Genomic DNA, 26,812 nt, shown 5'->3' on the forward strand with positions numbered 1-26,812 from the left:
CAGAACGTTGATTTGCAGCCCCTGAAATTGGCACGATTCCAAAAAGTTCACTATTCGACCATCGAAATTCGTGATCCAACACTTGACGACTGTTGATGAATAAGCCCAAACTTAGCAACGAATTGGAAAGATATCCTAATTCGTGCAAAGTTCCGGCATTGCTGGTGTCGGTAAAAAACCGTCCATAAGGACGGAAATATCAGGAAGAGGTAAAAAAATGAAAAAAACCGTTCTTTTGGGTGCGCTCACTGTCGCTGGTCTGGCTGCTGGTGCAGCTGCTGCTGGTACACTTGATGATGTCAAAGCCCGCGGCACACTGAACTGTGGCGTCACCACCGGTCTGGTTGGTTTTGCAGCCCCGGACGCAGATGGCGTATGGGGCGGCTTTGACGTCTCCATGTGTCGCGCTGTTGCGGCTGCGGTTCTGGGTGATTCCTCCGCTGTTGAATTTGTTCCGACCACTGGTAAGACACGCTTCACCGCGCTGGCTTCCGGCGAGATCGACATGCTGGCCCGCAACACCACCTGGACCTTCTCACGCGATGTTGACCTGAAGTTCACCTTTGTTGGCATCAACTACTATGATGGCCAGGGCTTTATGGTTCCTAAGGAACTCGGCGTTTCCTCGGCCACTGAACTGGACGGCGCAACCGTTTGTATCCAGACCGGCACCACCACCGAGCTGAACCTGGCGGACTTCTTCCGCTCCAACAACATCAGCTACGAGCCGGTTCCAATCGAAACCAACGCCGAAGGTCAGCAGCAGTATCTGGCTGGCGCCTGTGACGTCTACACCACAGACGCTTCCGGTCTGGCCGCGACGCGCGCCACCTTCGAAGCTCCTGGCGACCACGTTCTGCTGCCAGAAATCATCTCGAAAGAGCCTCTCGGCCCGCTGGTCCGTCACGGCGACAACGAGTGGGGCGATGTTGTTCGCTGGACTCTAAACGCTTTGGTCACAGCTGAAGAACTGGGTGTCACTTCGGCCAATATCGGCGAAATGTCTGCGGGCACCAACAACCCGGAAATCAACCGTCTGCTGGGTACCGAAGGTACGCTGGGCGCGATGCTGGGTCTGGACGCTGACTGGGCCAAGAACGCCATCATGTCCGGTGGTAACTACGGTGAGATCTTTGCCATGAACATCGGCGAAGAAACTCCGATCGGTCTGGCCCGTGGGCTGAACGCTCAGTGGACCAATGGCGGCCTGATCTACTCGCCTCCGTTCCGCTAAACACTTAGTGGGAAAGGGCGCAGGTAACCCCTGCGCCCTTTTCATATCTATTGAATGTTTCGGATTGTCGACGAGTGGGGACCTAAACCCCGCCGAAAAAAATCAATCCGACAGCCATGGGGATTTCTAGGTCATGACAATACTAACTGACCCACCAAAGGAGTCGTTTCGACTATCGATGCTCCTTTACGATACACGGTATCGGTCAGCTACAATCCAAGCCATCGCGATGATTGCGTTTATGCTTCTCGCAGCTTGGCTTATTAACAATGCAATCACCAATCTGAACACGCTGGGCAAGCCGATGTCGTTTGGCTTCCTGGGGGACACGGCAGGGTATGATATCAATCAGCGCCTGCTCGACTATGACAGCCAGGACAGCCATCTCCGCGCTGCGCTGATCGGGCTGCTCAACACTCTGGTTGTTGCGGTGCTGGGCTGCATCACGGCCACCATCGTCGGCGTGTTTGTCGGCGTTATGCGATTGTCCAATAACTGGCTGATCGCGCGGATCATGACAGTCTATGTGGAAACCTTCCGCAATGTGCCGGTGCTGCTGTGGATCATTCTGGCCATGGCCATCCTGATCGAAACCCTGCCCATGCCACGGGCGTTCAAGGGCGACACCCCCACCGCGACGATGGATCTGTTCAACACTGTCGCAGTCACCAATCGGGGGGTCTATATTCCCGAGCCGCTGTTCTCACGCAGCCTGGGCGATATCCACTTCCTGGGCGACATGGCGCTGCGGTTTGACGTCTCTATGGATCTGATTGCCTTTCTGGTCGTGTTGGGACTGAGCATCTTTGGCATGCGCAAGGTTATCGCACGGGCTAATACCATTCAGGAAGAAACCGGGGATCGTCCAAAAACTTGGCATGTCCTGCTGGGCCTGCTGTTTGGACCATCGATTGTTCTGATGATCGTTTTGGGCTTCCACCTGGGTTATCCCGAACTGAAGGGCTTTAACTTCCGCGGCGGCATTCACATGCGGAACTCGCTGATTGCCCTGTGGCTGGCGCTGTCGCTCTATACGGCGGCCTTCATCGCCGAGATCGTGCGCGCCGGTATTCTGGCGATTTCAACCGGTCAATCCGAGGCTGCTTCGGCGCTGGGATTGCGGCCGAACCGGACAATGCGTCTGGTGATCCTGCCGCAGGCTCTGCGGGTTATCATCCCGCCGATGATCTCCAACTATCTGAACCTGACCAAGAACTCGTCGCTGGCGATTGCGGTTGGTTACATGGATATCACCGGCACTTTGGGGGGGATCACCATGAACCAGACCGGTCGCGAACTGGAAGGTGTGATGCTGCTGATGCTGGTGTATCTGGCCATCTCGCTAAGTATTTCCGGGTTGATGAACTGGTACAACAATAGCGTCAAACTGGTGGAGCGGTAATATGAGTGATGTTTCTTTTGTCCGCACAGAGATGCTGCCAGAGCAAGACCCACCTGGGTCTGAGGTTGGTGTTATTGGCTGGTTGCGGCATAATCTGTTCTCGAGCTGGATCAATGGCATTCTGACCGTGCTGTCGCTCTTTGCGATCTATTTTGTGCTGTCCGGCATTCTGCCCTGGGTGTTCCAATCCGTCTGGAACGGCGGCTCCCTGACCGAATGCCGCGAGATCATGACGGCGACCTGGGGGCAAACCCATGGTCATGCCTGCTGGGGGGTCATCAATGAGCGCTGGCTGCAGTTGTTGTTTGGCTTCTATCCAAGTGATCTGTACGGGCGCCCAATCCTGTCTCTGGTCTTGTTGCTGGTGGCGATGACGCCAATCCTGTTCAACATGATCTCCCGCCGGATGAACTGGTTCCTGCTGGTTCTGGCCTTCTTTGTCACTGCGGTGTTGATGGATGCGTCGATTTTTGTCTGGATCCTGCGTGCGGGCTTTGCTGGCGCCACTCTGGTGATTGGCTATCAACTGGTGACACTTTCGGGCGCGGATCGGGCTGAGCAGATTGCTCAGGGCGCAAAACGCCTGCCCAATCCTCTGATGTTCACCGCCATCTATCCCTTCCTGATGCCCTGGCTGATGTGGGGCGGAACCATTTGGCCGGCAATCTGTACGGCTTTTGGTTTTGTGATCGGTTATTTGGTCCTTCGCTTCGGCAGGGCCTATATGAGCGAACTTTTGACGATGATTGCGGCCGTTGCGGCTGCGGTTATCTGGTGGTTGGTGCTGTCTGGTTATGTGTCTTCTGCCCTGTCTTCGGTGCTTCCCATCGGTATCGAAGCGGTGCAATCAAGGCAGTTTGGTGGCTTCATGCTAGCGATCCTGCTGGGCGTTGTGGCGATTGGCTGTTCGCTGCCAATTGGTGTGGTGCTGGCCTTGGGCCGTCAGTCTGATCTGGTGGTCGTCAAGTTCCTCTGCGTTGGCTTCATCGAGTTCATTCGCGGTGTGCCGCTGATCACGCTGTTGTTTGTGGCCTCGCTGCTGCTGAACATCTTCATGCCGCCTGGCACCAATTTTGACATCATCCTGCGGGTGATGATCATGATGACCCTGTTCTCGGCGGCCTATATGGCCGAAGTGATCCGGGGCGGGCTGGCGGCGCTGCCGCGTGGACAATACGAAGGCGCCGACAGTCTGGGTCTGGATTACTGGCAGGCACAGCGGCTGATCATCATGCCGCAGGCGCTGAAGGTTTCCATTCCGGGCATTGTAAGCACATTCATCGGGATCTTTAAGGATACGACACTGGTGTCAATCATCGGGTTGTTTGACGTGATCGGACTGGCCAGTGCCATCCGCGCCGATACCTCCTGGAACGGCATCTATTGGGAACTGTTCGCGTTCATCGCATTCCTGTTCTTCATCGTCTGTTTCTCCATGTCCCGTTATTCCATGTATCTGGAGCGCAAGCTTCAGACTGGCCACCGTTAAGGAGTTCAACATATGTCTGAACAGGCTACCGCACGCACAATCGATCGCTCCAAGATGCAAGTCTCGGATGAGGTTGCGATTGAAATTTCAAATATGAACAAATGGTTTGGGTCGTTTCACGTGCTGCGTGACATCAACCTGACCGTCAACCAAGGCGAACGGATTGTGATCGCCGGGCCTTCGGGCTCGGGGAAATCAACCCTGATCCGCTGCCTGAACGCGCTGGAAGAGCACCAGCAGGGCAAGATCACTGTCGATGGGACCGTTCTGTCGAACGATCTGAAAAACATCGACAAGATCCGCCGCGAAGTGGGGATGGTGTTCCAGCACTTCAATCTGTTCCCGCATCTGACGATCCTGGAGAACCTGACTCTGGCCCCGATCTGGGTGCGTAAAACACCCAAGAAAGAAGCCGAAGAAACGGCGATGCACTTCCTGGAAAAGGTGAAGATCCCGGAACAGGCGCTGAAATACCCCGGACAGCTCTCCGGTGGTCAGCAGCAGCGGGTGGCGATTGCCCGCTCTCTGTGCATGAAACCGCGCATCATGCTGTTTGATGAACCCACATCGGCCCTGGATCCAGAGATGATCAAAGAGGTGCTCGACACCATGATCGAACTGGCCGAGGAGGGCATGACCATGCTGGTGGTGACCCATGAGATGGGCTTTGCCCGTCAGGTGGCGAACCGGGTTATCTTTATGGATGCCGGTCAGATCGTCGAACAGAACGAACCGGAAGAATTCTTTAACAATCCAAAGAGCGAACGCACCAAACTGTTCCTGAGCCAGATCCTCGGTCACTGATCCTGGTCGGCTCACGCGACAATGAGAAAGGCCGGGCACAATGCCCGGCCCTTTTTGTTTCCGGCGCTTTTTGTCGGCGGGACTGGCCACTGGTTCCTGTGCCAGCCGTGGTGCGTGCAAGCACACACCCTACAGCTGCAGCAAACGGATGCGTCCTGTGCAGCGTAGGGTGTGTGCTTGCACGCACCACGGGACATTGTCCATCGGGGGTTAGATCACCAAAAGATCGCGCGGGATTGCAAAATCCACCAGTTTGCCGCTGCCCCACTGCAGATCTCCCCAGCGGGCAATGTCGAACTCCAGAACCAGGGTCGCCCCGGTTGGGTAGTTGAAAAATCGTGGGTGCTCTGGCACCTCATGGGCGATGGCGCGGGCAAACGAGCCGATGCCGGGGTTATGACCCAAGATCATGGTGCAGGGGCGTTCGGCCTCGCTGAGCACCTGAAAGATGATCTCGGCACTGGCGTGGTACAGCCGTTCCACAAACACCGCAGGGGATTGCAATTGCATCCGTTCAAAGGTCTCGCGGGTGCGTTGCGAAGGCGAGGAGATCACCTGATCTGGCAGGTGCCCCATTTCGCGCAACCAGTGACCCAGCGCCGTGGCAGAGTGACGGCCCCGGTTGTTCAGAGGGCGCGCGTGGTCGCTGGGCGCAGTGCTGTCCCAGGCGGATTTGGCATGGCGAGTCAGAATCAATGTACAGGTCATATGCTATGAAAATAGCGCATATGATGCGACGATTGCAAAAAATCTCGATTTGCGCCCTGGCTGAGCGGACAAGCGCGCCTTGCCAGGCAGCCCTGCGCCATGCAGGTTGCGCCCTCGGCGCGGTCCAAGTGCTGGTGACAGGCCTGTAACTGATAGGGGCCTCCATCGACAAAAGCATTGACAGGGCACGCGGTTAGGCAAGGTTTGTCGGCACAGGTGTCGCAGGGTGCCGGGCCACGCAGAGGCGGTGGAATGTCGATTTCCTCGGCAAAGTGCAGCGCCCCCCGAAAAGAGATCATCAGCCCCACCTGATCCTGCACCATCATCTGCAAGGGCGAAGTAAAGGCCCGGCCAGAGGCCAGGGCCCAATTGATAAAGGGGGTGTAGGGCGGTCCACCAAAGGGGAAATGAGCTGTGGCAGCGAATCGCTGTGCCAGGCGGCCGATCACCCGCAGTGACCAGCGATCCACCGGATCGGGGCTGCCATCGTGATGCTCGGGTGAGGCTGTGAAGGCGGGCCAAAACGCACCGGCGGTGCCCAGCAGGATCAAGCTGCCGCCCTCCAGCTCGGCGACCGGGGAGTGACGCGGGTGCAGACTGCCCTGGATCTCCAGCCCCTGTGCCTGAACCTCGGTGCGCAGCTGGTCATAGGTCATTTGCGTTTGAACGGCAGCAGCAGGCTCCAGCCCAGCCGAGCCGGGCGGTCGTCCTGCCATTGCAGGCCAACAGTCATCTGGTTGTGGCCCTTGGCGGGCTGGGCGATATAGGTGCCGAACAGGTGATCCCAGATCGACAGTGCAAAGCCATAATTGCTGTCGTGCTCGGCGCGCAGGGTCGAGTGGTGCACCCGGTGCATGTCCGGGGTGACCAGCAACCGCCGCAAAATGCGATCAAGCGGCAGCGGCAGGCGGAGGTTGGAGTGGTTGAACATCGCGGTTCCGTTCAGCATGATCTCAAACAGCACCACCGCAACGGCCGAGGGCCCCAGCCCGTAGATAAGACCGATCTTCAGCAGCATGGACAGGGCAATTTCCACCGGGTGAAAGCGCAGGGCGGTGGTCACGTCCATATCGCGGTCTGCGTGATGCACCCGGTGCAGCCGCCACAGCAGCGGAATTTTGTGGGTGATCAGATGTTGCAGCCAGATCGCCAGATCAAGGATCAGGATCGCCAGAACCACCTCAAGCGCCGGTGGCAGTTCCACCATGTTGAACAGGCCCCATCCCTGGCTCTGGGCGGTGATCGCGGCGCCGACCGCCAGCAAGGGCAAGCCGATAGCCAGCGCCCGCAGGGTCAAAGTGTTGACGACAGTGATCATCAGATTGGTCCGCCATCGCCGCCGACGCGGCTGCTGGCGTGGCCTGCGGGGGACCAGCTGCTCAGCCACGGCAAACAGGGCAAACAGCCCCAGAAAAACGGTAAGACGAAGGGTGGTTTCATGTTCCATGTATTCAGAAATGCGCATGTAAAAGAAAAACGCAAGCCCGCTGCAGACACGTTGTTGTCAAAAGGCGGCAGATGGCGGGCTTTTCACCCGCCAAAGCAATTTAGTCGGGGCGGATCAGCGACCCGGCACCGTGTTCGGTGAACAGTTCCAGCAGCACCGCATTGGGCGCCCGCCCGTCCAGAATGACCACCGCCCGCACGCCACCGTCGATGGCCTCCAGTGCGGTTTCGGTTTTGGGAATCATGCCGCCGGCAATCACCCCGTCCCGGGTCATCTGGCGAATTTGCCCGGCCTTCAGCTCGGTCACCACTTCGCCGCTGTCATCCTTGACGCCGGATACATCGGTCAGCAGCAGCAACCGGTCGGCCTTGAGCGCGGAAGCAATGGCGCCGGCGGCGGTGTCGCCGTTGATGTTAAAGGTCTCGCCGGCGCGGCCAGCGCCCAAAGGTGCAATCACCGGGATCATGTCATTGGCAAAGAGATTGTGCAGCAGGGTCGGGTCTATCTCGGTTGGGGTGCCGACAAAGCCAAGATCCGGGTTGGTCTGGTCACAGGTGATCAGGTTGGCGTCCTTGCCGGACAGGCCCACCGCATTGCCGCCCTGGGCGTTGATGGCCTGAACGATGCGTTTGTTGACCAGACCGGAGAGCACCATCTCGACCACCTCGACGGTGGCTTGATCGGTGACCCGCTTGCCGTCAACGAATTCGGATTGAATATCCAGCCGTTTCAGCATCGCATTGATCATCGGGCCGCCGCCATGCACGATCACCGGATTCACACCGACCTGCTGCATCAGCACGATATCGCGGGCAAAGACCTCCATGGCCTCGTCGCTGCCCATGGCGTGGCCACCCAGCTTGATCACGACAATGGCGCCGTCATAGCGCTGCAGATACGGCAGCGCGCTGGACAGGGTGGCGGCGGTGGCAATCCAATCGCGGTTCATTTTCTGTTTCTTCATCGCTGGGGTCCCTTTGACCGCATCTGTTACGCGGTTCTGGCTGCTGTGCCAAGTGTTGCGTTGCAGTTGGGGGCTGTGGTGTTAGGGTCGCCAGCACGATCAAAGGTGAGGACCGGAACATGCGCCAGAAGACAATGCTGCTGACAGGAGCCAGCCGTGGCATCGGTCATGCCACCGTGCGTCGATTTAACAGCGAAGGCTGGCGGGTGATTACCTGCTCACGCCATCCGTTTCCCAAAGAATGTCCCTGGGGCGGTGGCCAGGAAAATCACGTGCAGGTCGATCTGGGTGATCCGGCAGGCACCATCAATGCCGTGGGCCTGATCCAGGATCTGCTGGACGGGCAGCTGGATGCATTGGTGAACAATGCCGGAATTTCCCCCAAGGGCCCAAACGGCGAGCGGTTGAGCACGCTGGACACCGATCTGATGGACTGGGGCAAGGTCTTCCACGTCAATTTCTTTGCCTCGGTGGTGCTGGCGCGTGGGTTGAAGGATGAACTGGCGGCGGCCAAGGGCTCTGTCGTCAATGTAACGTCAATTGCGGGCAGTCGGGTGCATCCCTTTGCCGGCGCCGCCTATGCCACCTCCAAGGCCGCCCTGGCGGCGCTGACGCGGGAAATGGCGCATGACTTTGGCCCTCTGGGGGTGCGGGTCAACGCAATTGCGCCGGGAGAGGTGGAAACGGCGATTCTGTCACCGGGCACCGACAAGATTGTCGACAAGCTGCCAATGCAGCGTTTGGGGCAGCCCGAGGAAGTGGCGGCGGCGATCTTTTTCCTGTGTTCGCAGGACAGCTCGTATATTTCCGGCGCCGAGATCGAGGTCAACGGCGCCCAGCACGTTTAGGGCTTCCGGGCTTTAGCAAAGTATTGTGACGGCTGAGGCCCCGCTTGAAAACAGGCTGGGCCTCAGGTCATTTTGGTTCGGACAGCGCGCGGCTCACCGGTCAGACCAGCCCAACAATGATGGAGCGCAGGGTGGCAATGCCATCGCCTTTTTCGGAGGAGGTCAGCACCATTTCAGGATAGGCCGCCGGGTGGGTCGCCAGTTTGCTGCGCACCTGGGTCAGCATCGCATCGAGGTCCTTGTCCTTGACCTTGTCGGCCTTGGTCAGCACGCACTGAAAAGTCACCGCTGAACTGTCGAGCAGCGACATGATTTCCTCGTCCACCGGTTTCATCCCGTGGCGCGCATCAATCAGCACAAAGGCCCGGCGCAGGGTCTGGCGGCCGGACAGATACTGTTTCAGCAGGCGCTGCCATTTTTCCACCACCGGCAGCGGCGCGTTGGCATAGCCATAGCCGGGAAGGTCGACCAGATAGTGATCGGGGCCTTGGGTGAAATAGTTGATTTCCTGGGTGCGGCCCGGGGTGTTCGAGGCCCGTGCCAGACCTTTGGTGCCGGTCAGCGCGTTGATCAGGCTGGACTTGCCCACATTGGAGCGGCCGGCAAAGCAGACCTCCATACGGTCGGCAGGCGGCAGGCCGGACATCGCCACCACACCTTTGACAAACTCGGACTCGCCGGCAAACAGCTTGCGGCCCTTTTCGGCTGTGAAATCGTCTGGCGTTTCGGCCAGGGTAAATTGAATTTGCATCAGAGCACCTTTACTGCGTCGCCGGTTTTGATTGCACCGCCCCGGATCACTTCGGCATAGACCGAGAAATCCTGATGGCCCCAGGTGTCTTTCAGAACCTTAAGTGTGTCGGCGTCACGTACGCCGGTTTTGGGATTGGCGGTCGTCGCCAGACAGCGCACGACTCGCTCACGTATCTTGAACACCGCTTCGCCGATTTGCACCCTGCGGTCAATCCAATCATGTTCCGCCCAGGCGGTGCCCAGGTCAAACCAGATATTGCCGCGCCAGCGCAGCGGCGACAACTCCTGGCCCATCGCGGTTTCCACGGCCCGGTGAGACGCCCAGTTGCACAGGGTCACCGAGGGGTAGTCGGTATCGGTCATGCCACGGTCGGGCACCCGAATGATCCGGGCTGATGCGGCGCGGTTGGTGGGCATCAGCGGTTTCACCCAGTCCAGAAACCCGGGCAGATCCTCTGCCGACCCGGGCGAGAACGCAAGTTCCGGGCGATTGGGATGGCGCAGGGTGACGCGGCCAGTGACATCGTCCAACTGGGCGTTGATCGCCATCAGCTCTGGCGCCTTGGAGCCACGGCTGAAATTGGCGCAGGGCACCCATTTGGTAGTGTCCGCCCTGGAGGCCTCATGCGCGACCGCCCAAACACGATCGCCGGGCATGGTGTGCCCGGCGATCAAGGTAACGCTGTCCAGCGGCTCCCGACCATGTGATTTGATCGGGTGCCGCCAGATGTCAGTCACTTGGCATGTCATTTTTTATCCGTCTTTGGCGTTTTCTTGAAGCCGGATTTGATATTGCCGAAGATGTCAGGCGTGTAGCCCTGACTGCGCATGATCAGATACTGCTGGGTAAAGGTGATCGTGTTGTTGGCAATCCAGTAGACCACCAGCCCCGAGGCAAAACCGCCCAGCATGAACATGAACACCCAGGGCATCCAGGCAAAGATCATCTGCTGTGTCGGATCGGTCGGTGCCGGGTTCAGCTTTTGCTGCAGGAACATCGAGACACCCAGCAGCAGAGGCAGAATACCGATCAGCACGGTGGCCATCAGGGTTCCGGGATCAGGCGCGCCCCATGGAAGCAGACCATACAGGTTCATGATCGAGGTCGGGTCCGGCATGCTGAGATCCTGGAACGGACCAAAGAACGGCGCCTGGCGCAGCTCGAATGTTACAAAGATCACCTTGTACAGCGAGAAGAAGATCGGGATCTGCATCAGGATTGGCAGGCAGCCCGCGGCGGGGTTGACCTTTTCCTTCTTGTACAGCTCCATCATGCCCTTCTGCACCGCCTGGCGGTCATCGCCGGCCTTTTTCTTCAGCTCTTCCATCTGCGGCTGCAGTTCCTTCATCTTGGCCATCGAGACGTAGGATTTGTAGGCCAGAGGGAACAGAATTGCCTTGATGATCAGGGTCAGGACGATGATCGAGACGCCCATGTTGCCAATGATCTGGTTGAGATTGTGCAGCAGCCAGAAGATCGGCTTGGTCAGGAAGAAGAACCAGCCCCAGTCGATACTGTTGATGTAGCCAGCCACACCGTCTGCCTCGTAGGCGCGGATGGTGGCCCATTCCTTGGCGCCGGCAAACAACTGGCTGGTGACTTCGGAGGTCTGGCCAGCGGCAACGGTCATCGTCGGCAGCACAATGTCGGTTTGGTAGATATCGCGGCGCTCGTCGTATTTGGCGATTGAACGGAAGGCCTGGCCGCTGGCCGGGATCAGCGTCGACATCCAATAGTGATCGGTGAAGCCGACCCAGCCATTGGCCTCGACCTGGAACACCTCGGCCGGTACGCCCTCGCGCGCATTCACGTCAAGATCGGGCATATTGCCATATTTGGTTTCGCTCAGGGTGCCATCGGTCATGCTGATGGCGCCTTCGTGCAGGATGAAGAAGTTCTTCAGATCCGCAGGTTCGCCATGCCGGGCCAGGGTGCCGTAGGGGGCCAGAGCCACCGGGGCGCTGCTGTTATTGGTCACCGACTGGGTGACGCTGAACATATAGTCTTCGTCGATCGCAATGCGGCGCGAGAAGGTCAGGCCGCTGCCATTGTCCCAGGTCATGGCGACCGGGGTGTCTGGGGTCAGGATGTTATCGCCCTGCGCCTGCCAGATGGTGTTGGCACCGGGAACGTCATCGGCGGCCAGACCGGAGCCCGGAGCCCAGCCATAGAGCGCGTAATAGGCGCCGGCTTCGCCCACAGGCGACAGCATCTTGACGATTTCGGCATCGTCTTCGATCGAGACGTGGTAATCTTTCAGCGACAGATCGTCGATACGGCCCCCCTGCAGCGAGATGCTGCCGGACAGGCGTGGGGTGTCGATGTTGATCCGCGGTGCGCTGGGGGCTTCGGCCTCGGCGGCCTGGGCGGTCGCGGTGGCATCGGCCGTTGCGGTGGCGCCAACTGCCGGGGCGCCGGCAGAGTTGCCCTCGGCCAGGGTTTCGGTGGCCACGGGATCAATGGCAGGGACCGGCTCTGGCGGTGGAAAAAAGGTATACCAACCGAGGATCACCAGGAAGCTGAGCACAGTTGCGAGTATTAGATTCTTGTTCTGATCGTCCATTTGGGACTGCAACCTTGTACATGGAATTACAGGGTGTGGTTCAACAGAGATGAACCCCAAAGGTCAAGCAGATTCGAGGGTATCGACGCTTCATTGTGCCCCAATAGGGGGATTCAAACGCGATTAACTGCGCAGTTTGCCGATCACCGGGGCGTCCTGCAGCTTTGCCTGGTGCGCGGTGATCCAGTCTAGGGTCTGATCAAACGGCATCGGGCGGCCAATGCCAAAGCCCTGAACATGGTCGCAGCCCAACTGCGCCAGCAAGGCATGCTCGCCTACGGTTTCCACCCCTTCGGCCAGGGTTTCCAGCTCCAGCCGTTCGGCCATGGTCAGGATCGCGCCGATCAGTTTTTGCTGTTCGGGATCGCGATCGGCCTTCATCACAAAGGAGCGGTCGATCTTGATGCGGGAGATATTGAAGCGGCGCACCGAGGCAATGGAGGCGTGGCCGGTGCCAAAGTCATCCAGGTCAATCTGGCAGCCAAGGGCGCCGAGGCCAATTATATTGCGGGTGATGATGTCATCGGGGGAATCGCTGACCACGGTTTCAAGAATTTCAACGGCCAGCCGGGCAGGGGCCAGTTCGAACCGTTCCATTTCCCATTTGACACGGTCCACCAGACCGGGGTTTTTCAGCTCGTCCATCGCAAAATTCACCCCAACTGTCGGCACTTCGATACCGGCAGCATCCCAGGCCTTGAGCGCGGTCAGGGCGTGATACAGCATCACCTGGCTGAGTTGCTCCATCAGCCCGGCCTCTTCCAGTGCGGGCAGGAAGGTTGCGGGCGGAATCATGCCATGCACCGGGTGCGACCAGCGCGCCAGCGCCTCAAAGCCGCTGACCTTGCCGGTGTCCGTCGAGATCTGAGGTTGGAACCAGGGTTGGATCTGGCCGCCTTCCAAGGCGGCGGCAGCATCTTCGCGCAGGTCACTGCGGGCTTTGGTGCGGCGGTGAATATCAGCCGAATAGGCACGGATACCCGAAGGGCCATTGTGCTGAGCCTCACCCAGCGCGGCGGTTGCGGCGGTGAACCACTCTGCTGGACTACGTCCCGGCGCCCGGCTGCGCATGCAAAAGCCAATGGAACAGGAGAGGTAAATCGACGCCCCGTCCAGCGGGATTGGGTGTTCCAGTGCCGCTTGCAACCGTCCGGCCAATTGAACAGTGAGCTCAAGGTCCAGCTGTTGCACCGGGGTCAGGCAAATCGCGAATTTACTGTCGCCAATGCGGGCGACGGTATCTTTGTCCCGCAGGGTCTCGATGATCCTTTCGCCGCAGCGTTGCACCACGGAATCGCCGGCGGCCTGACCGTGCCGGGAAACAAGGTCTTTGTAATCGTCGATTTCCAGCACCATCACTGCCGATCTCAGGTTGGTGTCGTCGGTCTCAATATGCACCTGTTCCAGCACAAATTCGAACCCTTCACGCAACAGCATGCCGGTGACGCTGTCGCGCGGAACATAGGATATTTTGGCGCCGCCAAAGACGCCAAGAGCGGCAAACAGCACGGGCATCCCCAGGGCAACGGTCAGCAAGGCGACCTCGCCGCCCAGCCAGAATGTGGCGAGGGTGACTGCAGGCAGAAAGGCAAGCATCGGCGGGCCAAGCAAAATCGGAGTGATTTTGCGTCGAATTCGCATCAGGTGACCTGAATTCGGATGGAGCATAAAGTGACCTTTCGCCTAAACGCATACGACGCGTTGTTTTGACAATAGGCCTATGGGTCTGACTCGTCTGTTAACGCAGGTCGGGAATTTCGTCTGATTTTGTGTCAGGCGTGGTGTTTTTCAGCTCCAGCCCCGGGAAATCGAACAGTTTCGGGTCCAGCAGATGCGACGGCCGGGCATTCATAAGCGCCCGGAACATTACCTGGCGGCGTCCGGGGCTGTTTGATTCCCAGCCGTCGAGAATCTGTTTCACCTGCTGGCGCTGCAATCCATCCTGACTGCCACAGAGATCACAGGGGATGATTGGATAGTTCATGGCGCGGGCGAACTTGTCGCAATCCGCCTCGGCCACATGGGCTAGTGGGCGGTAAACAAACAGATCGCCCTCTTCATTGACCAGTTTGGGCGGCATTGTGGCCAGACGGCCGCCGTGGAACAGGTTCATGAAAAAGGTTTCCAGGATGTCGTCGCGGTGGTGGCCCAATACCACGGCAGAGCAGCCCTCTTCGCGGGCAACGCGGTACAGGTTGCCACGCCGCAGGCGCGAGCAGAGCGAACAAAAGGTGCGCCCGGCGGGGATCTTATCCATCACCACACTATAGGTGTCTTTATATTCGATCCGGTGCGGCACGCCCATCTTCGCCAGAAATTCGGGCAGCACGGTGGCCGGAAACCCCGGTTGCCCCTGATCCAGATTGCAGGCCAGCAGATCGACCGGCAGCAATCCACGCCATTTGAGCTCATGAAGAACCGCCAGCAGAGTATAGCTGTCCTTGCCACCCGACAGGCAGACCAGCCATTTCTGCGGCTTGGCGCCGGGGTCACGGGCGCCCTGTTCGATCATGCCGTATTGCTCAATCGCCTCGCGGGTGTGCCGCACGATGCGCTTGCGCAGCTTATTAAAGCCGGTGGTTGAGGGGGCCCCGGCAAACAGCGGGTGGATGGCATTGGAATCTGTATCAAACATGTCGCGCCCCTAGCGGTTGGGGGGTAATTTGCCAAGGAAAAACCCGATTGGCCAGAGCGGCCTTTGCCTGACCCGAGACCGGGTGTCAGATGCGAAGTTGCGCCATCTCAACGTCGGTGCGGCTCTGACCGTGTTAGCCAGGGGGCAACTGCAACCTATTGTGGCGGCGTTGCTGCCGCACAGGTGACCATTATGAAAACCATTGTCGCATGGCTTGTGGGCGCTGCCCTGCTGGGGACTCCGGCGCTGTCGGAGGACGTTGTTGTTGATATGTCGCTGGGCATGTCACATGAGGTGAATCAGGTGACCGATCCGATGGCGACGGCAGCCACCGGCATGTTCCGCTTTGACCCGCCGCTGGTCCGTCTTGAGCCCGGTGAAGCTGTGGTCTTTGTGAACAGTCGGGGGCAGCACACCGTCCATTCGGTGCCGCAGCTCTGGAGCGCCGAGATGGCGCCGATTTCGATCTCGAACAAACCCCGTGTCGAGGTGCGGTTTGATGAACCGGGGGTCTACGGGATGCGTTGCAATCGGCACGGGATGTACGGCATGGCCATGCTGGTGATTGTCGGCGGTGGCGGTGGCGTCACCAGTATCGACGAGAGCCTTGGCGCCATGAGAGCCAGTGATCGTGAAAAACAGGCGTTTCGGGATCTGTTTGAGCTGTCTTCGACGCAGAACTGAGATCGCAGGTCGGCTCAGAAGGCCAGGTTATCAGGGGTGGTCATCAGATCTGTCGGGCACCGGGTCATAGCCATCGCTGCCAAAGGGGTGGCAGCGGCCAATGCGTTTGGCGGCCAGCCAACTGCCCTCTAGCGCCCCGTGTTTTTCAAGAGATTCGAGTGCGTAGGCGGAGCAGGTCGGCTGATAGCGACAATTGAAGCCAACCCAGGGGCTGAAGATCAGCCGGTAGGCGCGCACGGGCAGGGCGATGATATGGGCCAGCAGGTTCATAGGCGTTAGATAGGGGCTGCTATCGGTCTGGAAAAGGTGGCGCGCGCGCTGCCAGAGAAATTATTTTCCATGAATCTTTTTCAGCGCCTGGATCAGGTCGCCCTGTAGTTGGTCAAAGGGTCGCGCGGCGGTCTCCGTAGCGCGGCCGATCAGCACATAGTCCCAGCCGGGGAGCCCGTGAGCGGACAGCACGATCCGCGCCACCTCGCGCAACCGGCGTTTGGCCCGGTTGCGGGCGACGGCGTTGCCGACCTTCTTGGAGCAGGTAAAGCCAACCCGGATGCCGTCCTCGTCGCGACGGTTGCGACCCTGCACCATCATGCCCTTTGACCCCTGCCTGCGGGCGCGGGCAGCGGCGAGGAATTCACTGCGTTTAGAGAGGACTTGCATATTGACCTATGGCAACTGAGAGACACGGTGGGCAAACGGAAACCGCCGGAGGCGTTTCCCAAGGTTGGCAATGCCAACCCAGAGGGGCCTCCGGCGGTTTAAAATCCGTCAGAAAACTGAGTGCGCGTTTATGCGCTCAGTTCTTTGCGGCCGTGTGCACGACGTGCATTCAGGATCTTGCGGCCTGCCTTAGTGGCCATGCGCGCACGAAAACCGTGGCGACGTTTACGAACCAGGTTCGAAGGCTGAAAGGTGCGTTTCATCGCTCCGGTCTCCATTTAATTGTGTCGAGGGCAAAGTGAAGCCCTCGAAGTGTCTATCTCGAAGCCCGGTCATTAGAAGGGATTGCCGCGCGAGTCAAACCCTGTGGTGTGGGTTTTCGCTCTGAATGCAATATTTTTGGCCGAAAACCTGAGGGGAGGAGGCTGAAGGCGCCTTTCAGTGCCGATGCTCAACAGTATGGGCTGGCCCGGCTGAAACCTTTCTCACAAATCGAGGGTCACAGGTCACTGCAGCGTGATTGACCTGCAGCGTCACTCGCCTCGACCCTATTTTATGCGTAGCAAGGGACTGAACTGGAGACCAAGTAGCGATGACACAGACAAGCGATGACCCCAAACGCCCGATAATCCGGCACCTGCCGTTGCTGATCGTCCTCAGCGTGGCGGTGATCGGCGCCTTTACCCTGCGGGACTACCTGAGCTTTGAGACGCTGCGCGACAATCGCGAATCGCTGCTGGCCTACCGGGATCAGAATTTCTGGGGATTGGCGGCGCTGTTCATCGGGGTCTATATCCTCATCGTCGCCTTTTCACTGCCCGGTGCCGCGGTGGCCTCGGTCACTGGCGGCTTTCTGTTCGGGCTGGTTGCGGGCACTCTGTTCAACATCACCGCAGCGACCATCGGCGCGGCGGCGATCTTTCTGGCGGCGCGCTGGGGGCTGGGCGAGATGCTAACGGCCAAGCTGGAGGCGTCGGAAGGGCGGTTGCAGAGCTTCAAGACCGGTTTGCGTGAAAACGAGGTCTCGGTGCTGTTGCTGATTCGGCTGGTGCCCGCGGTGCCGTTTTTTGTGGCCAACCTGCTGCCGGCCCTGGTGGGGGTACGGTTTCGCACCTTCCTGTGGACCACCGCGCTGGGCATTATTCCTGGCGGTATTGTTTTCACCTGGATTGGCGTCGGCCTGGGCGAGGTGTTTGACCGGGGCGGTGAGCCGGATCTGAGCCTGCTCTGGGAACCGCATATCATCGGCCCTATATTGGCGCTGAGCGCGCTGGCGGCGCTGCCCATCCTGATCAACACCCTGCGCGGCAAGAAAGAGAGCGGATCATGAAACAGCTGAAATGTGATTTGCTGGTCATTGGGGCCGGCTCGGGCGGGTTGTCGGTTGCGGCCGGGGCTGCCCAGATGGGCGCGGACGTGGTGCTGCTGGAAGGCCACAAGATGGGCGGCGATTGCCTGAATTATGGCTGTGTTCCCTCTAAATCTCTGATCGCCAGCGCCAAGGCGGCCTATGGGCAGGGCCACAGCGCGGGCTTTGGCGTCGCGAATCAGCTGCCGCAAGTGGATTACGCCGCTGTTATGGATCACGTCGCCGAGGTGGTCGCCAGCATTGCGCCGATGGACAGTCAGGAGCGATTCGAGGGCTTTGGGGTGCGGGTGATCCGCGAGTTTGGCCATTTCATCTCACCGACGCAGGTCCAGGCCGGAGATGCCATCATCACCGCGCGCCGGGTGGTGATTGCCACCGGATCGTCGCCGCTGGTGCCGCCGATACCGGGGCTAAACACTGTGCCCTATGTCACCAATGAAACCCTGTTTGATCTGCGTGAGAAGCCCGAGCACCTGCTGATCATCGGTGGTGGCCCGGTTGGCATGGAAATGGCGCAGGCGCATGTGCGGCTGGGGTGCAAGGTGACGGTGATTGAGGGCCAGCGGGCGCTGGGCAAGGATGACCCGGAACTGGCGCGGGTGGTTTTGGACAGCCTGCGCGATGAGGGCGTCGATATCGCCGAGGGGGCGATGGTCAGCAAGATCGGTGGCTCGGCCGGGGCAATTGAGGTTGAGGTCAACACTGGCAGCACCTTCAGGGGTTCGCATCTGCTGATGGCGGTGGGGCGCAAGGCCAATACAAACCGGCTGAACCTTGCGGCTGCGGGCGTTGAGACCAGCCGCAGCGGTATTCAGGTCGATGAGCAACTGCGCAGCAGCAACAAACGGATCTATGCCATTGGCGATGTGGCTGGCGGTATGCAGTTCACCCATGTGGCCGGGTATCAGGCCGGGGTGATCATCCGATCCGCCTTGTTTGGCCTGCCCTCCAAGGCCAGGACCAGCCATATCCCCTGGGTCACCTACACCGACCCGGAACTGGCGCAGGTGGGGCTGACCGAGGCACAAGCGCGCGATATTCATGGGGTGACGCTAGAGGTGGTGCGATTCGACTATCACCACAATGATCGCGCTCTGGCCGAACGCAAAACCGGCGGGTTTATCAAGGTGATGGTGGTCAAGGGACGCCCGGTGGGGGTCTCGATTGTCGGCCATCAGGCGGGCGAGCTGATCGGCACCTGGTCACTGGCTCTGGCTAATGGGCTGAAGATGGGCCAGATTGCAGCAATGGTGTCGCCCTATCCAACAATTGGCGAGATCAATAAGCGCGTCGCTGGGGCCTATTTCTCGCCCCGGCTTTTTGATAGTCAGTTTGTTAAACGTGCGGTCCGGTTTGTGCAGCGCTGGATTCCCTGAGCCGGAAAGGGCGAAATGCTAAACTCGCTTTCAGGTCGATTTCTGATCCTGACCACAGTGTTCGTGATGCTGGCCGAAATTCTGATCTTTGTGCCCTCGATTGCGCGGTTCCGCGAGGATTACCTGCTGACGCGGCTGGAGCGGGCGCAGATCGCCTCGCTGGTGCTGCTGGCGGATGATATGCTGGAGACCGAGCTGGAGGCTGAACTGCTGGCCAATGCGGGGGTGTTCAACGTGGTGTTGCGCCGCGATGCGATGCGCCAGTTGATGCTGTCGTCGCCTATCCCGCAGCCCATCGAAGCCACCTATGATCTGCGCATGGCCAGTCCCCTTGTGCTGATCGGCGATGCCATGCGGCGGCTGGTGACTCCGGGCAACCAGATCATCCGGGTGATCGGCGCGCCGGTGCGTGAGGCTGGGCTGCTGATCGAGGTGACAATGGAGACGGCGCCATTGCGGATGGCGATGATCGACTACGGGGTGCGCATTCTGCTGCTCTCGGCGGTGATCTCGATCTTTACCGCAGTTTTGCTGTTCGTCGCGGTGCGCGCCTTTCTGGTCAAGCCGATCAAGGTGGTGGTGGGCTATATGCAGCGCTATGCCGCCGCCCCCGAAGACGCCCGCGGCATTATTCAGCCCTCGGCCGGGGTGACCGAGCTGCGCGAGGCCGAAGAGGCATTGTTGCAGTTGCAGACCGAGCTGACACAGGCGTTGAAGCAAAAACAGCGGCTGGCCCAGCTGGGCGAGGCAGTAGCCAAGATCAGCCATGACCTGCGCAATATCCTGACCTCGGCACAGCTGTTCACCGACCGGATTGAAATGAGCGAAGACCCTCTGGTGCGGCGTCTGGCGCCGAAGCTGGTGAACTCGATGACCCGCGCGGTGTCGCTGTGCGAAAGCACATTGGCGTTTGGCCGCGCTGAAGAACCTGCGCCGACACTGACCGTGATCAAGCTGAGCGAGGTGATCGGGGATCTGATCGAGGCTGAGCGCATCGTGTCTGCGGATGGCCGGATCGAGATTGTCAGCGCGGTGCCTGCCGAGCTGGAGCTGCGCGCCGACCCCGAGCAGATCTATCGCATTGTGATGAACCTGGTGCGCAACGCCGGCCAAGCGATTGCCGCGACCGGGGAGGCAGGCACCGTGACGATCTCGGCGTTTGAGGATGCCGAGGCCTGGTGGATCTCGGTCAGCGATACTGGACCGGGATTGCCCAAGCGGGCCCAGGAGAACCTGTTCACGCCGTTTCACGGCGGTGCCCGTAAGGGTGGGTCGGGGCTGGGGCTGGCGATTGCCGCCGAGCTGGCACGCGGCCACGGTGGCTCGGTCAGCCTGCGTCAGACCGGAGCCGAGGGCACGATTTTCGACGTCTGCCTGCCGAAAGGCGATGGCACCATTTAAATTCGTTTTTGGGGTTGCTCATCTGCGCTGGTCAGACTAAATCCCGGCCATAGTGCACCCGTAGCTCAGCTGGATAGAGTACCTGACTACGAATCAGGGGGTCAGAGGTTCGAATCCTCTCGGGTGCACCATTTCCACCAATCAGATTTGGCCTTGGAAACGGTGTGATTTATCACCCCTGCTGAACCGTCCGCAGGTCATGTCATCTGCAAGATTTTTGAGCTTGATCCCTTGATGTCAAAAATGATTTTCCCCTTGTGATCATCCGGCCCCAGACCATCGACTGAATACTCGACCGTGGCTTTGCCGGTGGGGTCCGTTCCATCTGCCAGTGTCACGTCGATTTTCACCGATGCGCTTGCTGCGGCGGCGCGACTCAATAACCCTTTCATCGACAGGATGCCGTCCAGGCGGACTTCCTTCACAAAAACCTGCTCAAGGTTTTGATACTTGACCAGCGCCAGGCTGAGAGAGGTGGCGAGGAAGACATCCGTAAAGGTGCCTTTTTTGGGGGTGGCGATCAGCACCAGAGGGATGTGGCTCATTTTTCCCGCCTCGGCCTGGATCTCCTTGGGTGGCATGATTGCCCCGCTTGTCTTCACCGAGGCTTTGGTGGTTTTGGTGGCGTTTGAAAACAGCTTGCCGGAGGCGCTGAGCTTGCCTTTGAAGCGCATTTTCTTGAGCTCTTCAATACGCTTGGCCTTGTCTGCAGTCGCCTTTTCCTTGAGGTATTTTGCCATTGGAGCCTTGACTGAACCCGCCCAGCTCTTCTCAAATTTTGTGTTGTTCTTGTAACCCTCCATCACCACCAGCCGGCAGTATTCGTCTACGCAGGCCACACATTCGGTGTCGGCTCTGGGGATCCGGGAGTCTGGCAATTCGAGGTGATAATCATCTCCGTCGCCATAGCCTGTTCCGGTCCCGTGATTGCGCAGATCTTGCTTCTTCATCTCCGCGACCCATTCGGATTTGAACTTGGCGAGATTGCAGATGTGTTCCTCTTTGCTGCCAAACGCCTTTTTGGGATCGACCATATATTTCTTGCCCGATTTGCCCGGACCGTGGGTGTACATGTTGATGTGTCGGGCGCTGTCGTTCATGTGGCTGCCGGAACAGGTCCAGCTGTCGCCTTCGGCCACCTCGGTTGCCTGTTGCTTGGCGGTGCGCCCCTTGGTGGACGGCCCCTTGGACATGATGAAGGTGAGCTTCATCACCATGTCTTCGCCTGAGGGGACGGTCGCTGCTGCGCCGGTTTTTTGTGTCTTGGAGGTCGGTTTCTTTGCTTTCTTAGCCTCGGCTTCGAGACGTTTGTCGATCTCTTTGACCTTGGCGGTGCGCAATGCCGTCATCCGGGTTTCCATGCCGCTGGCAAAGGCCTTTACCTTTTTCTCAATCAATGTCCCTGATTTGCTCATGATAAAATCCCATTGGAGCGTCAAAGATGAATATGTGTCAACGCGCCTGACCCAAGTTGAAATGATCTAAGTAAATGTCTTTTGAATGTGGTGATGATTTTAGGCCCAGATCGGATTCATGTAAAGGTTGTTTAATGCGCGAGCGACGCAGCTTGAACGAGGGCGCTGTTTTTGATCTTTGCGCCGGCGATCAGGCCTGGATCGGCCCATGGCTCATGCGCGGTTTTGCTAGCGGGGCTTGAACAGGTCGGGCCGCTCCGCTTCGATCGGCTCGATATATTTGACCAGCAGCCGCACGTGATTGCGGGTTGCCAGCTTGGCGGCCTCGGGGTCGCGGGCGATAATTGCGGCAACAATGGCGGTGTGTTCTTTGATTGCGGATTGCATGCGGCCCGGTGTCGGCATGTGCAGGTGTCTGGCCCGCAGCACCTGTGTCCAGGCGGTATCCGCCAATAGGGCCAATCGTTTGAAGCCGGTAAACGACATGATCAGATTGTGCATGTCCGTGTCCACCTGCAGAAATCCCTCGATGTCGCCATCTTCGGCCAGCGCCTCTTGCATGCGCAGGTTTCGTCGCAACAATACGATCTGCGGTTCGGTTATATTCAGGGCCACATGTTCAACGGCGGCCATTTCCAGTGCCTCACGCAGGAATGCGCCTTCGCGGATGTCGTCCATTGAAAACCGCGACACAAAGGTGCCAGCCTGGGGTACAATATCGACCAGCCCTTCGGCGGCGAGCTTGGTGACGGCTTCGGAGACCGGTGAGCGAGAGACGCCAAGAGTGTCGCAGATTGTCGTCTTGCGCAGAATCTCGCCGGGCCGGTAGACCAGCGACAGAATGGCGTCCTTTAGAACAAGATGCACCCGTGTCGACAGAGAGCCGCTAAATTGGTCCAGCGGCAGCAATTGGGGCATAGTGTCCTTGTCCTGTTGCATCACGTCGCCTTTACTCACTGCATCTAACATGTTCGTCGCATTGCCTGTTGCGTCACGGGCAGGAGCCCGTAACGCACTGATTTCACGCTTTGCGACCGGTGTTAATGGTTGTCGCGTGGCATGGTGCCATGGGCGATGTCCTGGAACTCATCCGCCCCGTCCAAGATCATCCCCTCCGAGAAGGGGCGGACCTTTTCGCGGAACAGCTCTTGCCAGGGGGTCTGGCTGGGCGGTGTATAGGCATCGGCCGGCAGCGCCGCGCGGCGCTTTTCAATCTCAGCCTCGTCGACCAGCATATTGGCGGTGCAGGCGTTCAGGTCGATGCGAATGCGATCACCGTTTTGCACCAGTCCCAGTCCGCCGCCATCCGCCGCCTCGGGCGAGGCATTCAGGATCGAGGGTGAGCCGGAGGTGCCGGACTGGCGGCCATCGCCAAGGCAGGGCAGCGCGTGGATACCTTTCTTCAGCAGATAGGCGGGTGGCCGCATGTTCACCACCTCGGCGCCACCGGGATAGCCGATGGGACCGGCGCCGCGCATGATCAACACACAGTGTTCGTCGATGTTCAGCGCCGCGTCGTCGATGGTGGCGTGGAATTGCTCTGGCCCGTCAAACACCACGGCGCGGCCTTCAAAGGCGTTGGGGTCGGTGGGCGAAGACAGATAGCGGTCGCGGAACTCGGTCGAGATGACGCTGGTTTTCATGATCGCGCTGTCGAACAGGTTGCCGCTGAGGTTGATGAAACCCGCCTCGGCCCCTAGCGGCGCGGCCACGGGGTGGATCACCTCGGCGGTGATGGAGCGTTTGTCGCTACAGTTTTCACCGATGGATTTGGCATTGGCGGTCACCGCATTGGGGTGCGGCAACAGATCGGCCTGCATCAGCTCGCCAATCACCGCGGGCACACCGCCAGCGCGGAAGAAATCCTCGCCCAGGTATTCGCCGGCGGGCTGCAGGTTGACCAGCAGCGGCACCTTGTGACCAAGGGTTTGCCAGTCGTCGTTGGTCAGTTCGATTTTCAGATGTTTGGCAATGGCGTTCAGGTGGATTGGCGCGTTGGTGGATCCGCCAATCGCCGAGTTGACCACAATGGCGTTTTCAAAGGCCTCGCGGGTCATGATGTCGGTCGGCTTCAGGTCCTCGTGCACCATGTCAACAATGCGCTGACCGGTGTGATAGCTGATCTGGCCGCGATGGCGATAGGCCGCCGGGATCGCCGCTGAGCCGGGCAATTGCATGCCCAGGGCTTCGGCCAGCGAGTTCATCGTGCTGGCGGTGCCCATGGTGTTGCAGAACCCGACCGAGGTGGCCGAGGAGGCGACCAGTTCCAGAAAGCCGTCGTCGTCGATATCACCGGCTGCCAGCAATTCGCGGGCTTTCCAGACGATGGTGCCCGAGCCGGTGCGCTCACCACGGAACCAGCCATTCAGCATCGGGCCAACCGACAGGGCAATCGCCGGGATGTTGACGGTGGCCGCCGCCATCAGCAGCGCCGGGGTGGTTTTGTCACAGCCGATGTTCAGCACCACGCCGTCAATCGGATAGCCAAACAGGGTTTCCACCAGGCTGAGATAGGCCAGGTTGCGGTCCAGCATCGCGGTGGGGCGCTTGCCGGTCTCCTGGATCGGATGCACCGGGATTTCAATCGGAGTGCCGCCATTGGCAATGATGCCGTCGCGCACCCGCTTGGTCAGCTCGATGTGGTGACGGTTGCAGGGGCTCAGGTCTGATCCGGTCTGGGCAATGCCGATGATCGGCTTGCCGGACTGCAATTCTTCGCGGGTCAGCCCGTAGTTCAGGTAACGCTCAAGATAGAGCGCCGTCATCTCGGGGTCTTCGGGGTTGTTGAACCATTTCTGCGAGCGCAGTTGCGGTTTGGTGCCGGACATGTTGGCACTCCTTTGGTTTTGAGTGTTTCGTTAGCCGGACCAGGGGCGGTGCATGGTTTTAAGGCAATAAGGCCGGTTGTCACAGAAACGCGCTGGGCGAGATGGTGACCTGAATTTCCCCTCCGTTTCTACTATGGCTATTCCAAAGTGAACTAAAATACTAGTGTGCTAATGTGGGGGAGGGAGTGATCGCGCGACTAAGGTGGGGAGCAGCAGGGTTTTCTGGACTTAATCGGCAAGGGCACGTTGATTGCGGGCTCAAGCCAAGGGATAAGTCACAGCCTGTGCGCTGCGGCGGACTGAAGGTTTCAAATTGACTGGAGAGACTATGACAAAGCCTACAATTGCCTTGCTGGGGACGGGACTGATGGGGGCGCCGATGGTGCGCAATCTGCTGGCTGCCGGATACCCGGTTCAGGTCTGGAACCGCAGTGCGGCAAAGGCTGAGGCATTGGTCGCAGATGGCGCGCTGTTCTGCGGCTCTCTGCCTGAGGTGGTGAAGGGGGCTGATTTTATCATCAGCATGTTAAGCGATGGATCGGTGACGGGTGCCATTGTCGCAGACCCAAGTGTGGAAAATGCCTTGGGCAAGGGCGCAGTCTGGTTGGAAATGAGTTCGGTCAAGCCAGATGAGGCGCGGGCGCAGCGGGATCACCTGCATGGGCTGGGGGTGAAACATCTGGACGCTCCGGTGTCGGGGGGCACCAAGGGCGCCGAAGCTGGAACATTGGCAATCATGGTTGGCGGTGATCGGGAGGTATTCGACGCCGCGACACTGGTTTTGCAGGCGATGGGGCGAGTGGTCTATGTGGGGCCATCGGGCGCCGGGCAGCTGGCCAAGCTGGCCAATCAAGGGATTGTCGCCAGCACAATTGGCGCGGTGGCCGAGGCCATGCTGCTGCTGGAAGAGGGTGGCGCCGATCCGGCGGCGGTGCGCGACGCGCTAAAGGGCGGGTTTGCCGATAGCACCATCCTGCAGCAACACGGAGAACGGATGACGACGCGCAACTTTGCGCCGGGTGGTCTGTCGCGGATTCAGCTCAAGGATCTGGATAACCTGTTGGAACAGGCGGCATTGCTGGGTCTGGACCTGCCGATGTCGCGGGCCATGCGCCACAGGTTTGCCCATCTATGCGAGGAGATGGGTGGCGGCGATCTTGATCATTCGGGGCTGTATCTGGAACTGCGCAAACACAACAACAGAAAGGGTACTGATCAATGACCAAGATTTTGATCATCGGCGGTGGTGGTATGATTGGCCAGAAACTGGCGCGCCAGTTGGCTGCGGACGGCTGGCAGGGGCAGGTGGCCGAGGTCACTCTGTATGATGTGGGCTTTCCGTCAAACTGTGCTGAGGCGCATCGGCGGATCGTTGGCAATCTGACTGGCAATGGCGCCGCAACCGGGCTGGCGGCGACCCGGCCTGACATCGTGTTTCATCTGGCTGCTATTGTCTCGGGCGAGGCTGAGCAGGATTTCGACAAGGGGTGGCAGGTGAACATGTTTGCCGGCTGGTCCCTGCTTGAGGCGCTGCGCGGGGAACACGAGGCAAGCGGCGGCAGTTATCAGCCGCGGGTTGTCTTTTCGTCTTCGATTGCGGTGTTCGGGGCCCCGTTCCCGGATCAGATTAGCGATGACTTCCTGTCCTCTCCGCTGACCTCATACGGCGCGCAAAAGGCGATCTTTGAGTTGATGCTGAGCGACTTTAGCCGCAAGGGCTATGTCGATGGGGTCTCTATCCGGTTGCCGACGATCTGTGTGAGGCCCGGCAAGGCGAACAAGGCGGCGTCGTCGTTTTTCTCCAGCATCATCCGCGAGCCTTTGAATGGCCGCAAGGTCATTCTGCCGGTGTCTGACAGCCTGCGCCACTACCATGCCTCGCCCCGGTCGGCGGTTGGTTTCCTGAGCCATGCGGCCTCGCTGGACACAGGCCTGCTGGAGGGGCGGTTGAGCCTGAATATGCCGGGTCTGTCCTGCACCGTGGCAGAGCAAATCGAAGCCCTGAGCGACATTGCCGGCGCTGGCACCGTTGCATTGATCAGTTCTGTTGAAGACCCGGAGATTGCCAGAATCGTCGGCGGCTGGCCGCAGGATTTTGACAGTGCCCGCGCCACTGCGCTGGGCTTTCGCTCAGAAACCAGCTTTTGCGACATCATCCAGACCTACATCGACGAGGATCTGGGCCACAGCTGATAGATGACGGCCTGCGGGGGCGCGTCGTCTTGGTTTAC

At 59.3% G+C, this 26,812-nt stretch carries 25 protein-coding genes, 1 tRNA gene and 1 pseudogene; 12 read left to right on the forward strand and 15 right to left on the reverse strand.

The window, feature by feature from the left end; translation table 11 throughout:
* Positions 1-217 precede the first annotated feature (217 nt).
* The 4 genes from QPJ95_RS10445 (at position 218) to QPJ95_RS10460 (ending at position 4,929) form a co-directional block, all read left to right on the forward strand.
* Complete coding sequence (locus tag QPJ95_RS10445; RefSeq protein WP_270920042.1) at positions 218-1,234, forward strand: amino acid ABC transporter substrate-binding protein; 1,017 nt, start codon at positions 218-220, stop codon at positions 1,232-1,234.
* Positions 1,235-1,367: 133 nt separating this feature from the next.
* Positions 1,368-2,636 carry an amino acid ABC transporter permease gene (locus QPJ95_RS10450; RefSeq protein ID WP_270920043.1) on the forward strand — a complete coding sequence of 423 codons (1,269 nt, stop codon included), beginning with the start codon at positions 1,368-1,370 and terminating at the stop codon, positions 2,634-2,636.
* Between the two features lies 1 nt (position 2,637).
* Positions 2,638-4,125, forward strand: a complete 1,488-nt coding sequence (locus QPJ95_RS10455) for an amino acid ABC transporter permease (RefSeq protein WP_270920044.1) — start codon at positions 2,638-2,640, stop codon at positions 4,123-4,125.
* Between the two features lie 12 nt (positions 4,126-4,137).
* Positions 4,138-4,929 (forward strand): amino acid ABC transporter ATP-binding protein, encoded by a 792-nt coding sequence (locus tag QPJ95_RS10460; protein WP_270920045.1) that lies wholly within the window; start codon positions 4,138-4,140, stop codon positions 4,927-4,929.
* A gap of 210 nt (positions 4,930-5,139) precedes the next feature.
* On the opposite strand, the gene QPJ95_RS10465 is transcribed toward QPJ95_RS10460, so the two are convergent.
* From QPJ95_RS10465 to argB, 4 genes are all read right to left on the reverse strand, one after another.
* Positions 5,140-5,637 carry a SixA phosphatase family protein gene (locus QPJ95_RS10465; protein ID WP_270920046.1) on the reverse strand — a complete coding sequence of 166 codons (498 nt, stop codon included), beginning with the start codon at positions 5,635-5,637 and terminating at the stop codon, positions 5,140-5,142.
* Positions 5,634-6,293 carry a ferredoxin gene (locus tag QPJ95_RS10470; protein WP_270920047.1) on the reverse strand — a complete coding sequence of 220 codons (660 nt, stop codon included), beginning with the start codon at positions 6,291-6,293 and terminating at the stop codon, positions 5,634-5,636. Before QPJ95_RS10470 ends, QPJ95_RS10465 begins: the two co-directional genes overlap by 4 nt.
* Positions 6,290-7,084 (reverse strand): sterol desaturase family protein, encoded by a 795-nt coding sequence (locus QPJ95_RS10475; RefSeq protein ID WP_270920048.1) that lies wholly within the window; start codon positions 7,082-7,084, stop codon positions 6,290-6,292. The genes QPJ95_RS10470 and QPJ95_RS10475 overlap by 4 nt, the downstream gene beginning before the upstream one ends.
* A gap of 100 nt (positions 7,085-7,184) precedes the next feature.
* Positions 7,185-8,048 (reverse strand): acetylglutamate kinase, encoded by an 864-nt coding sequence (gene argB / locus QPJ95_RS10480; protein WP_270920049.1) that lies wholly within the window; start codon positions 8,046-8,048, stop codon positions 7,185-7,187.
* A gap of 119 nt (positions 8,049-8,167) precedes the next feature.
* Between argB and QPJ95_RS10485 the strand changes: the two genes are divergently transcribed.
* Positions 8,168-8,896, forward strand: coding sequence for an SDR family NAD(P)-dependent oxidoreductase (locus QPJ95_RS10485; RefSeq protein WP_270920050.1), 729 nt, complete (start codon positions 8,168-8,170; stop codon positions 8,894-8,896).
* Positions 8,897-8,996: 100 nt separating this feature from the next.
* Here QPJ95_RS10485 and yihA read toward each other — a convergent pair whose 3' ends face one another.
* From yihA to ttcA, 5 genes are all read right to left on the reverse strand, one after another.
* Entirely contained in the window at positions 8,997-9,647 is a 651-nt protein-coding gene (gene yihA, locus QPJ95_RS10490; protein ID WP_270920051.1) for a ribosome biogenesis GTP-binding protein YihA/YsxC, read from the reverse strand.
* A complete protein-coding gene (locus QPJ95_RS10495; protein ID WP_270920052.1) occupies positions 9,647-10,399 on the reverse strand; it encodes an MOSC domain-containing protein in 753 nt (250 codons plus the stop codon). Before QPJ95_RS10495 ends, yihA begins: the two co-directional genes overlap by 1 nt.
* Positions 10,396-12,213, reverse strand: coding sequence for a membrane protein insertase YidC (gene yidC / locus QPJ95_RS10500; RefSeq protein ID WP_270920053.1), 1,818 nt, complete (start codon positions 12,211-12,213; stop codon positions 10,396-10,398). Before yidC ends, QPJ95_RS10495 begins: the two co-directional genes overlap by 4 nt.
* 123 nt (positions 12,214-12,336) lie before the next feature.
* On the reverse strand, positions 12,337-13,854 hold the full coding sequence (locus tag QPJ95_RS10505) for a putative bifunctional diguanylate cyclase/phosphodiesterase (protein WP_270920054.1): 1,518 nt from the start codon (positions 13,852-13,854) through the stop codon (positions 12,337-12,339).
* Positions 13,855-13,951: 97 nt separating this feature from the next.
* Positions 13,952-14,848, reverse strand: a complete 897-nt coding sequence (ttcA, locus tag QPJ95_RS10510; RefSeq protein WP_270920055.1) for a tRNA 2-thiocytidine(32) synthetase TtcA — start codon at positions 14,846-14,848, stop codon at positions 13,952-13,954.
* A 192-nt stretch (positions 14,849-15,040) separates the two neighbouring features.
* On the opposite strand from ttcA, the gene QPJ95_RS10515 reads away from it, so the two are divergent.
* Positions 15,041-15,532, forward strand: coding sequence for a plastocyanin/azurin family copper-binding protein (locus QPJ95_RS10515; protein WP_270920056.1), 492 nt, complete (start codon positions 15,041-15,043; stop codon positions 15,530-15,532).
* Between the two features lie 30 nt (positions 15,533-15,562).
* On the opposite strand, the gene yidD is transcribed toward QPJ95_RS10515, so the two are convergent.
* The 3 genes and pseudogenes from yidD to rpmH form a co-directional block, all read right to left on the reverse strand.
* Positions 15,563-15,802: a membrane protein insertion efficiency factor YidD gene (yidD, locus tag QPJ95_RS10520; RefSeq protein WP_270920057.1), complete on the reverse strand. Its 240-nt coding sequence runs from the start codon at positions 15,800-15,802 to the stop codon at positions 15,563-15,565.
* 60 nt (positions 15,803-15,862) lie between these two features.
* Positions 15,863-16,304, reverse strand: a pseudogene (rnpA, locus tag QPJ95_RS10525) (ribonuclease P protein component).
* Positions 16,305-16,320: 16 nt separating this feature from the next.
* Entirely contained in the window at positions 16,321-16,455 is a 135-nt protein-coding gene (gene rpmH, locus QPJ95_RS10530; protein ID WP_127747158.1) for a 50S ribosomal protein L34, read from the reverse strand.
* A gap of 329 nt (positions 16,456-16,784) precedes the next feature.
* On the opposite strand from rpmH, the gene QPJ95_RS10535 reads away from it, so the two are divergent.
* From QPJ95_RS10535 to QPJ95_RS10550, 4 genes are all read left to right on the forward strand, one after another.
* The gene (locus tag QPJ95_RS10535; RefSeq protein WP_270920059.1) at positions 16,785-17,522 is read left to right on the forward strand and encodes a TVP38/TMEM64 family protein; all 738 of its coding nucleotides are present in this window, start codon (positions 16,785-16,787) and stop codon (positions 17,520-17,522) included.
* The gene (locus tag QPJ95_RS10540) at positions 17,519-18,937 is read left to right on the forward strand and encodes a dihydrolipoyl dehydrogenase family protein (RefSeq protein WP_270920060.1); all 1,419 of its coding nucleotides are present in this window, start codon (positions 17,519-17,521) and stop codon (positions 18,935-18,937) included. The genes QPJ95_RS10535 and QPJ95_RS10540 overlap by 4 nt, the downstream gene beginning before the upstream one ends.
* 15 nt (positions 18,938-18,952) lie before the next feature.
* Positions 18,953-20,338 carry a sensor histidine kinase gene (locus tag QPJ95_RS10545; RefSeq protein ID WP_270920061.1) on the forward strand — a complete coding sequence of 462 codons (1,386 nt, stop codon included), beginning with the start codon at positions 18,953-18,955 and terminating at the stop codon, positions 20,336-20,338.
* 54 nt (positions 20,339-20,392) lie between these two features.
* Positions 20,393-20,469: transfer RNA gene (locus QPJ95_RS10550), tRNA-Arg, on the forward strand.
* Positions 20,470-20,535: 66 nt separating this feature from the next.
* On the opposite strand, the gene QPJ95_RS10555 is transcribed toward QPJ95_RS10550, so the two are convergent.
* From QPJ95_RS10555 to QPJ95_RS10565, 3 genes are all read right to left on the reverse strand, one after another.
* Positions 20,536-21,753, reverse strand: coding sequence for a hypothetical protein (locus tag QPJ95_RS10555; protein ID WP_270920062.1), 1,218 nt, complete (start codon positions 21,751-21,753; stop codon positions 20,536-20,538).
* A 228-nt stretch (positions 21,754-21,981) separates the two neighbouring features.
* Positions 21,982-22,722 carry a GntR family transcriptional regulator gene (locus QPJ95_RS10560; protein WP_270920063.1) on the reverse strand — a complete coding sequence of 247 codons (741 nt, stop codon included), beginning with the start codon at positions 22,720-22,722 and terminating at the stop codon, positions 21,982-21,984.
* Between the two features lie 71 nt (positions 22,723-22,793).
* Positions 22,794-24,581 (reverse strand): IlvD/Edd family dehydratase, encoded by a 1,788-nt coding sequence (locus QPJ95_RS10565; RefSeq protein ID WP_270920064.1) that lies wholly within the window; start codon positions 24,579-24,581, stop codon positions 22,794-22,796.
* A 328-nt stretch (positions 24,582-24,909) separates the two neighbouring features.
* Here QPJ95_RS10565 and QPJ95_RS10570 point away from each other — a divergent pair, with 328 nt between their 5' ends.
* On the forward strand, positions 24,910-25,803 hold the full coding sequence (locus tag QPJ95_RS10570) for an NAD(P)-dependent oxidoreductase (RefSeq protein WP_270920065.1): 894 nt from the start codon (positions 24,910-24,912) through the stop codon (positions 25,801-25,803).
* The gene (gene denD, locus QPJ95_RS10575; protein ID WP_270920066.1) at positions 25,800-26,774 is read left to right on the forward strand and encodes a D-erythronate dehydrogenase; all 975 of its coding nucleotides are present in this window, start codon (positions 25,800-25,802) and stop codon (positions 26,772-26,774) included. The genes QPJ95_RS10570 and denD overlap by 4 nt, the downstream gene beginning before the upstream one ends.
* Positions 26,775-26,812: the final 38 nt, after the last annotated feature.

It is taken from the genome of Parasedimentitalea psychrophila (assembly GCF_030285785.1).
GTDB classification, from domain to species: Bacteria; Pseudomonadota; Alphaproteobacteria; order Rhodobacterales; family Rhodobacteraceae; genus Parasedimentitalea; species Parasedimentitalea psychrophila.

What these genes read in the sequence shown, in the direction of transcription:
- argB (WP_270920049.1), bottom strand. Translation starts at nt 8,048, where the DNA reads ATGAAGAAACAGAAAATGAACCGCGATTGGATTGCCACCGCCGCCACC.
- QPJ95_RS10515 (WP_270920056.1), top strand. Translation starts at nt 15,041, where the DNA reads ATGAAAACCATTGTCGCATGGCTTGTGGGCGCTGCCCTGCTGGGGACT.
- QPJ95_RS10495 (WP_270920052.1), bottom strand. Translation starts at nt 10,399, where the DNA reads ATGACATGCCAAGTGACTGACATCTGGCGGCACCCGATCAAATCACAT.
- QPJ95_RS10455 (WP_270920044.1), top strand. Translation starts at nt 2,638, where the DNA reads ATGAGTGATGTTTCTTTTGTCCGCACAGAGATGCTGCCAGAGCAAGAC.
- QPJ95_RS10450 (WP_270920043.1), top strand. Translation starts at nt 1,368, where the DNA reads ATGACAATACTAACTGACCCACCAAAGGAGTCGTTTCGACTATCGATG.
- QPJ95_RS10560 (WP_270920063.1), bottom strand. Translation starts at nt 22,722, where the DNA reads ATGTTAGATGCAGTGAGTAAAGGCGACGTGATGCAACAGGACAAGGAC.
- ttcA (WP_270920055.1), bottom strand. Translation starts at nt 14,848, where the DNA reads ATGTTTGATACAGATTCCAATGCCATCCACCCGCTGTTTGCCGGGGCC.
- rpmH (WP_127747158.1), bottom strand. Translation starts at nt 16,455, where the DNA reads ATGAAACGCACCTTTCAGCCTTCGAACCTGGTTCGTAAACGTCGCCAC.
- yihA (WP_270920051.1), bottom strand. Translation starts at nt 9,647, where the DNA reads ATGCAAATTCAATTTACCCTGGCCGAAACGCCAGACGATTTCACAGCC.
- QPJ95_RS10570 (WP_270920065.1), top strand. Translation starts at nt 24,910, where the DNA reads ATGACAAAGCCTACAATTGCCTTGCTGGGGACGGGACTGATGGGGGCG.
- QPJ95_RS10460 (WP_270920045.1), top strand. Translation starts at nt 4,138, where the DNA reads ATGTCTGAACAGGCTACCGCACGCACAATCGATCGCTCCAAGATGCAA.
- QPJ95_RS10445 (WP_270920042.1), top strand. Translation starts at nt 218, where the DNA reads ATGAAAAAAACCGTTCTTTTGGGTGCGCTCACTGTCGCTGGTCTGGCT.
- QPJ95_RS10540 (WP_270920060.1), top strand. Translation starts at nt 17,519, where the DNA reads ATGAAACAGCTGAAATGTGATTTGCTGGTCATTGGGGCCGGCTCGGGC.
- QPJ95_RS10535 (WP_270920059.1), top strand. Translation starts at nt 16,785, where the DNA reads ATGACACAGACAAGCGATGACCCCAAACGCCCGATAATCCGGCACCTG.
- QPJ95_RS10470 (WP_270920047.1), bottom strand. Translation starts at nt 6,293, where the DNA reads ATGACCTATGACCAGCTGCGCACCGAGGTTCAGGCACAGGGGCTGGAG.
- QPJ95_RS10565 (WP_270920064.1), bottom strand. Translation starts at nt 24,581, where the DNA reads ATGTCCGGCACCAAACCGCAACTGCGCTCGCAGAAATGGTTCAACAAC.
- QPJ95_RS10485 (WP_270920050.1), top strand. Translation starts at nt 8,168, where the DNA reads ATGCGCCAGAAGACAATGCTGCTGACAGGAGCCAGCCGTGGCATCGGT.
- QPJ95_RS10555 (WP_270920062.1), bottom strand. Translation starts at nt 21,753, where the DNA reads ATGAGCAAATCAGGGACATTGATTGAGAAAAAGGTAAAGGCCTTTGCC.
- yidC (WP_270920053.1), bottom strand. Translation starts at nt 12,213, where the DNA reads ATGGACGATCAGAACAAGAATCTAATACTCGCAACTGTGCTCAGCTTC.
- denD (WP_270920066.1), top strand. Translation starts at nt 25,800, where the DNA reads ATGACCAAGATTTTGATCATCGGCGGTGGTGGTATGATTGGCCAGAAA.
- yidD (WP_270920057.1), bottom strand. Translation starts at nt 15,802, where the DNA reads ATGAACCTGCTGGCCCATATCATCGCCCTGCCCGTGCGCGCCTACCGG.
- QPJ95_RS10475 (WP_270920048.1), bottom strand. Translation starts at nt 7,084, where the DNA reads ATGGAACATGAAACCACCCTTCGTCTTACCGTTTTTCTGGGGCTGTTT.
- QPJ95_RS10465 (WP_270920046.1), bottom strand. Translation starts at nt 5,637, where the DNA reads ATGACCTGTACATTGATTCTGACTCGCCATGCCAAATCCGCCTGGGAC.
- QPJ95_RS10545 (WP_270920061.1), top strand. Translation starts at nt 18,953, where the DNA reads ATGCTAAACTCGCTTTCAGGTCGATTTCTGATCCTGACCACAGTGTTC.
- QPJ95_RS10505 (WP_270920054.1), bottom strand. Translation starts at nt 13,854, where the DNA reads ATGCGAATTCGACGCAAAATCACTCCGATTTTGCTTGGCCCGCCGATG.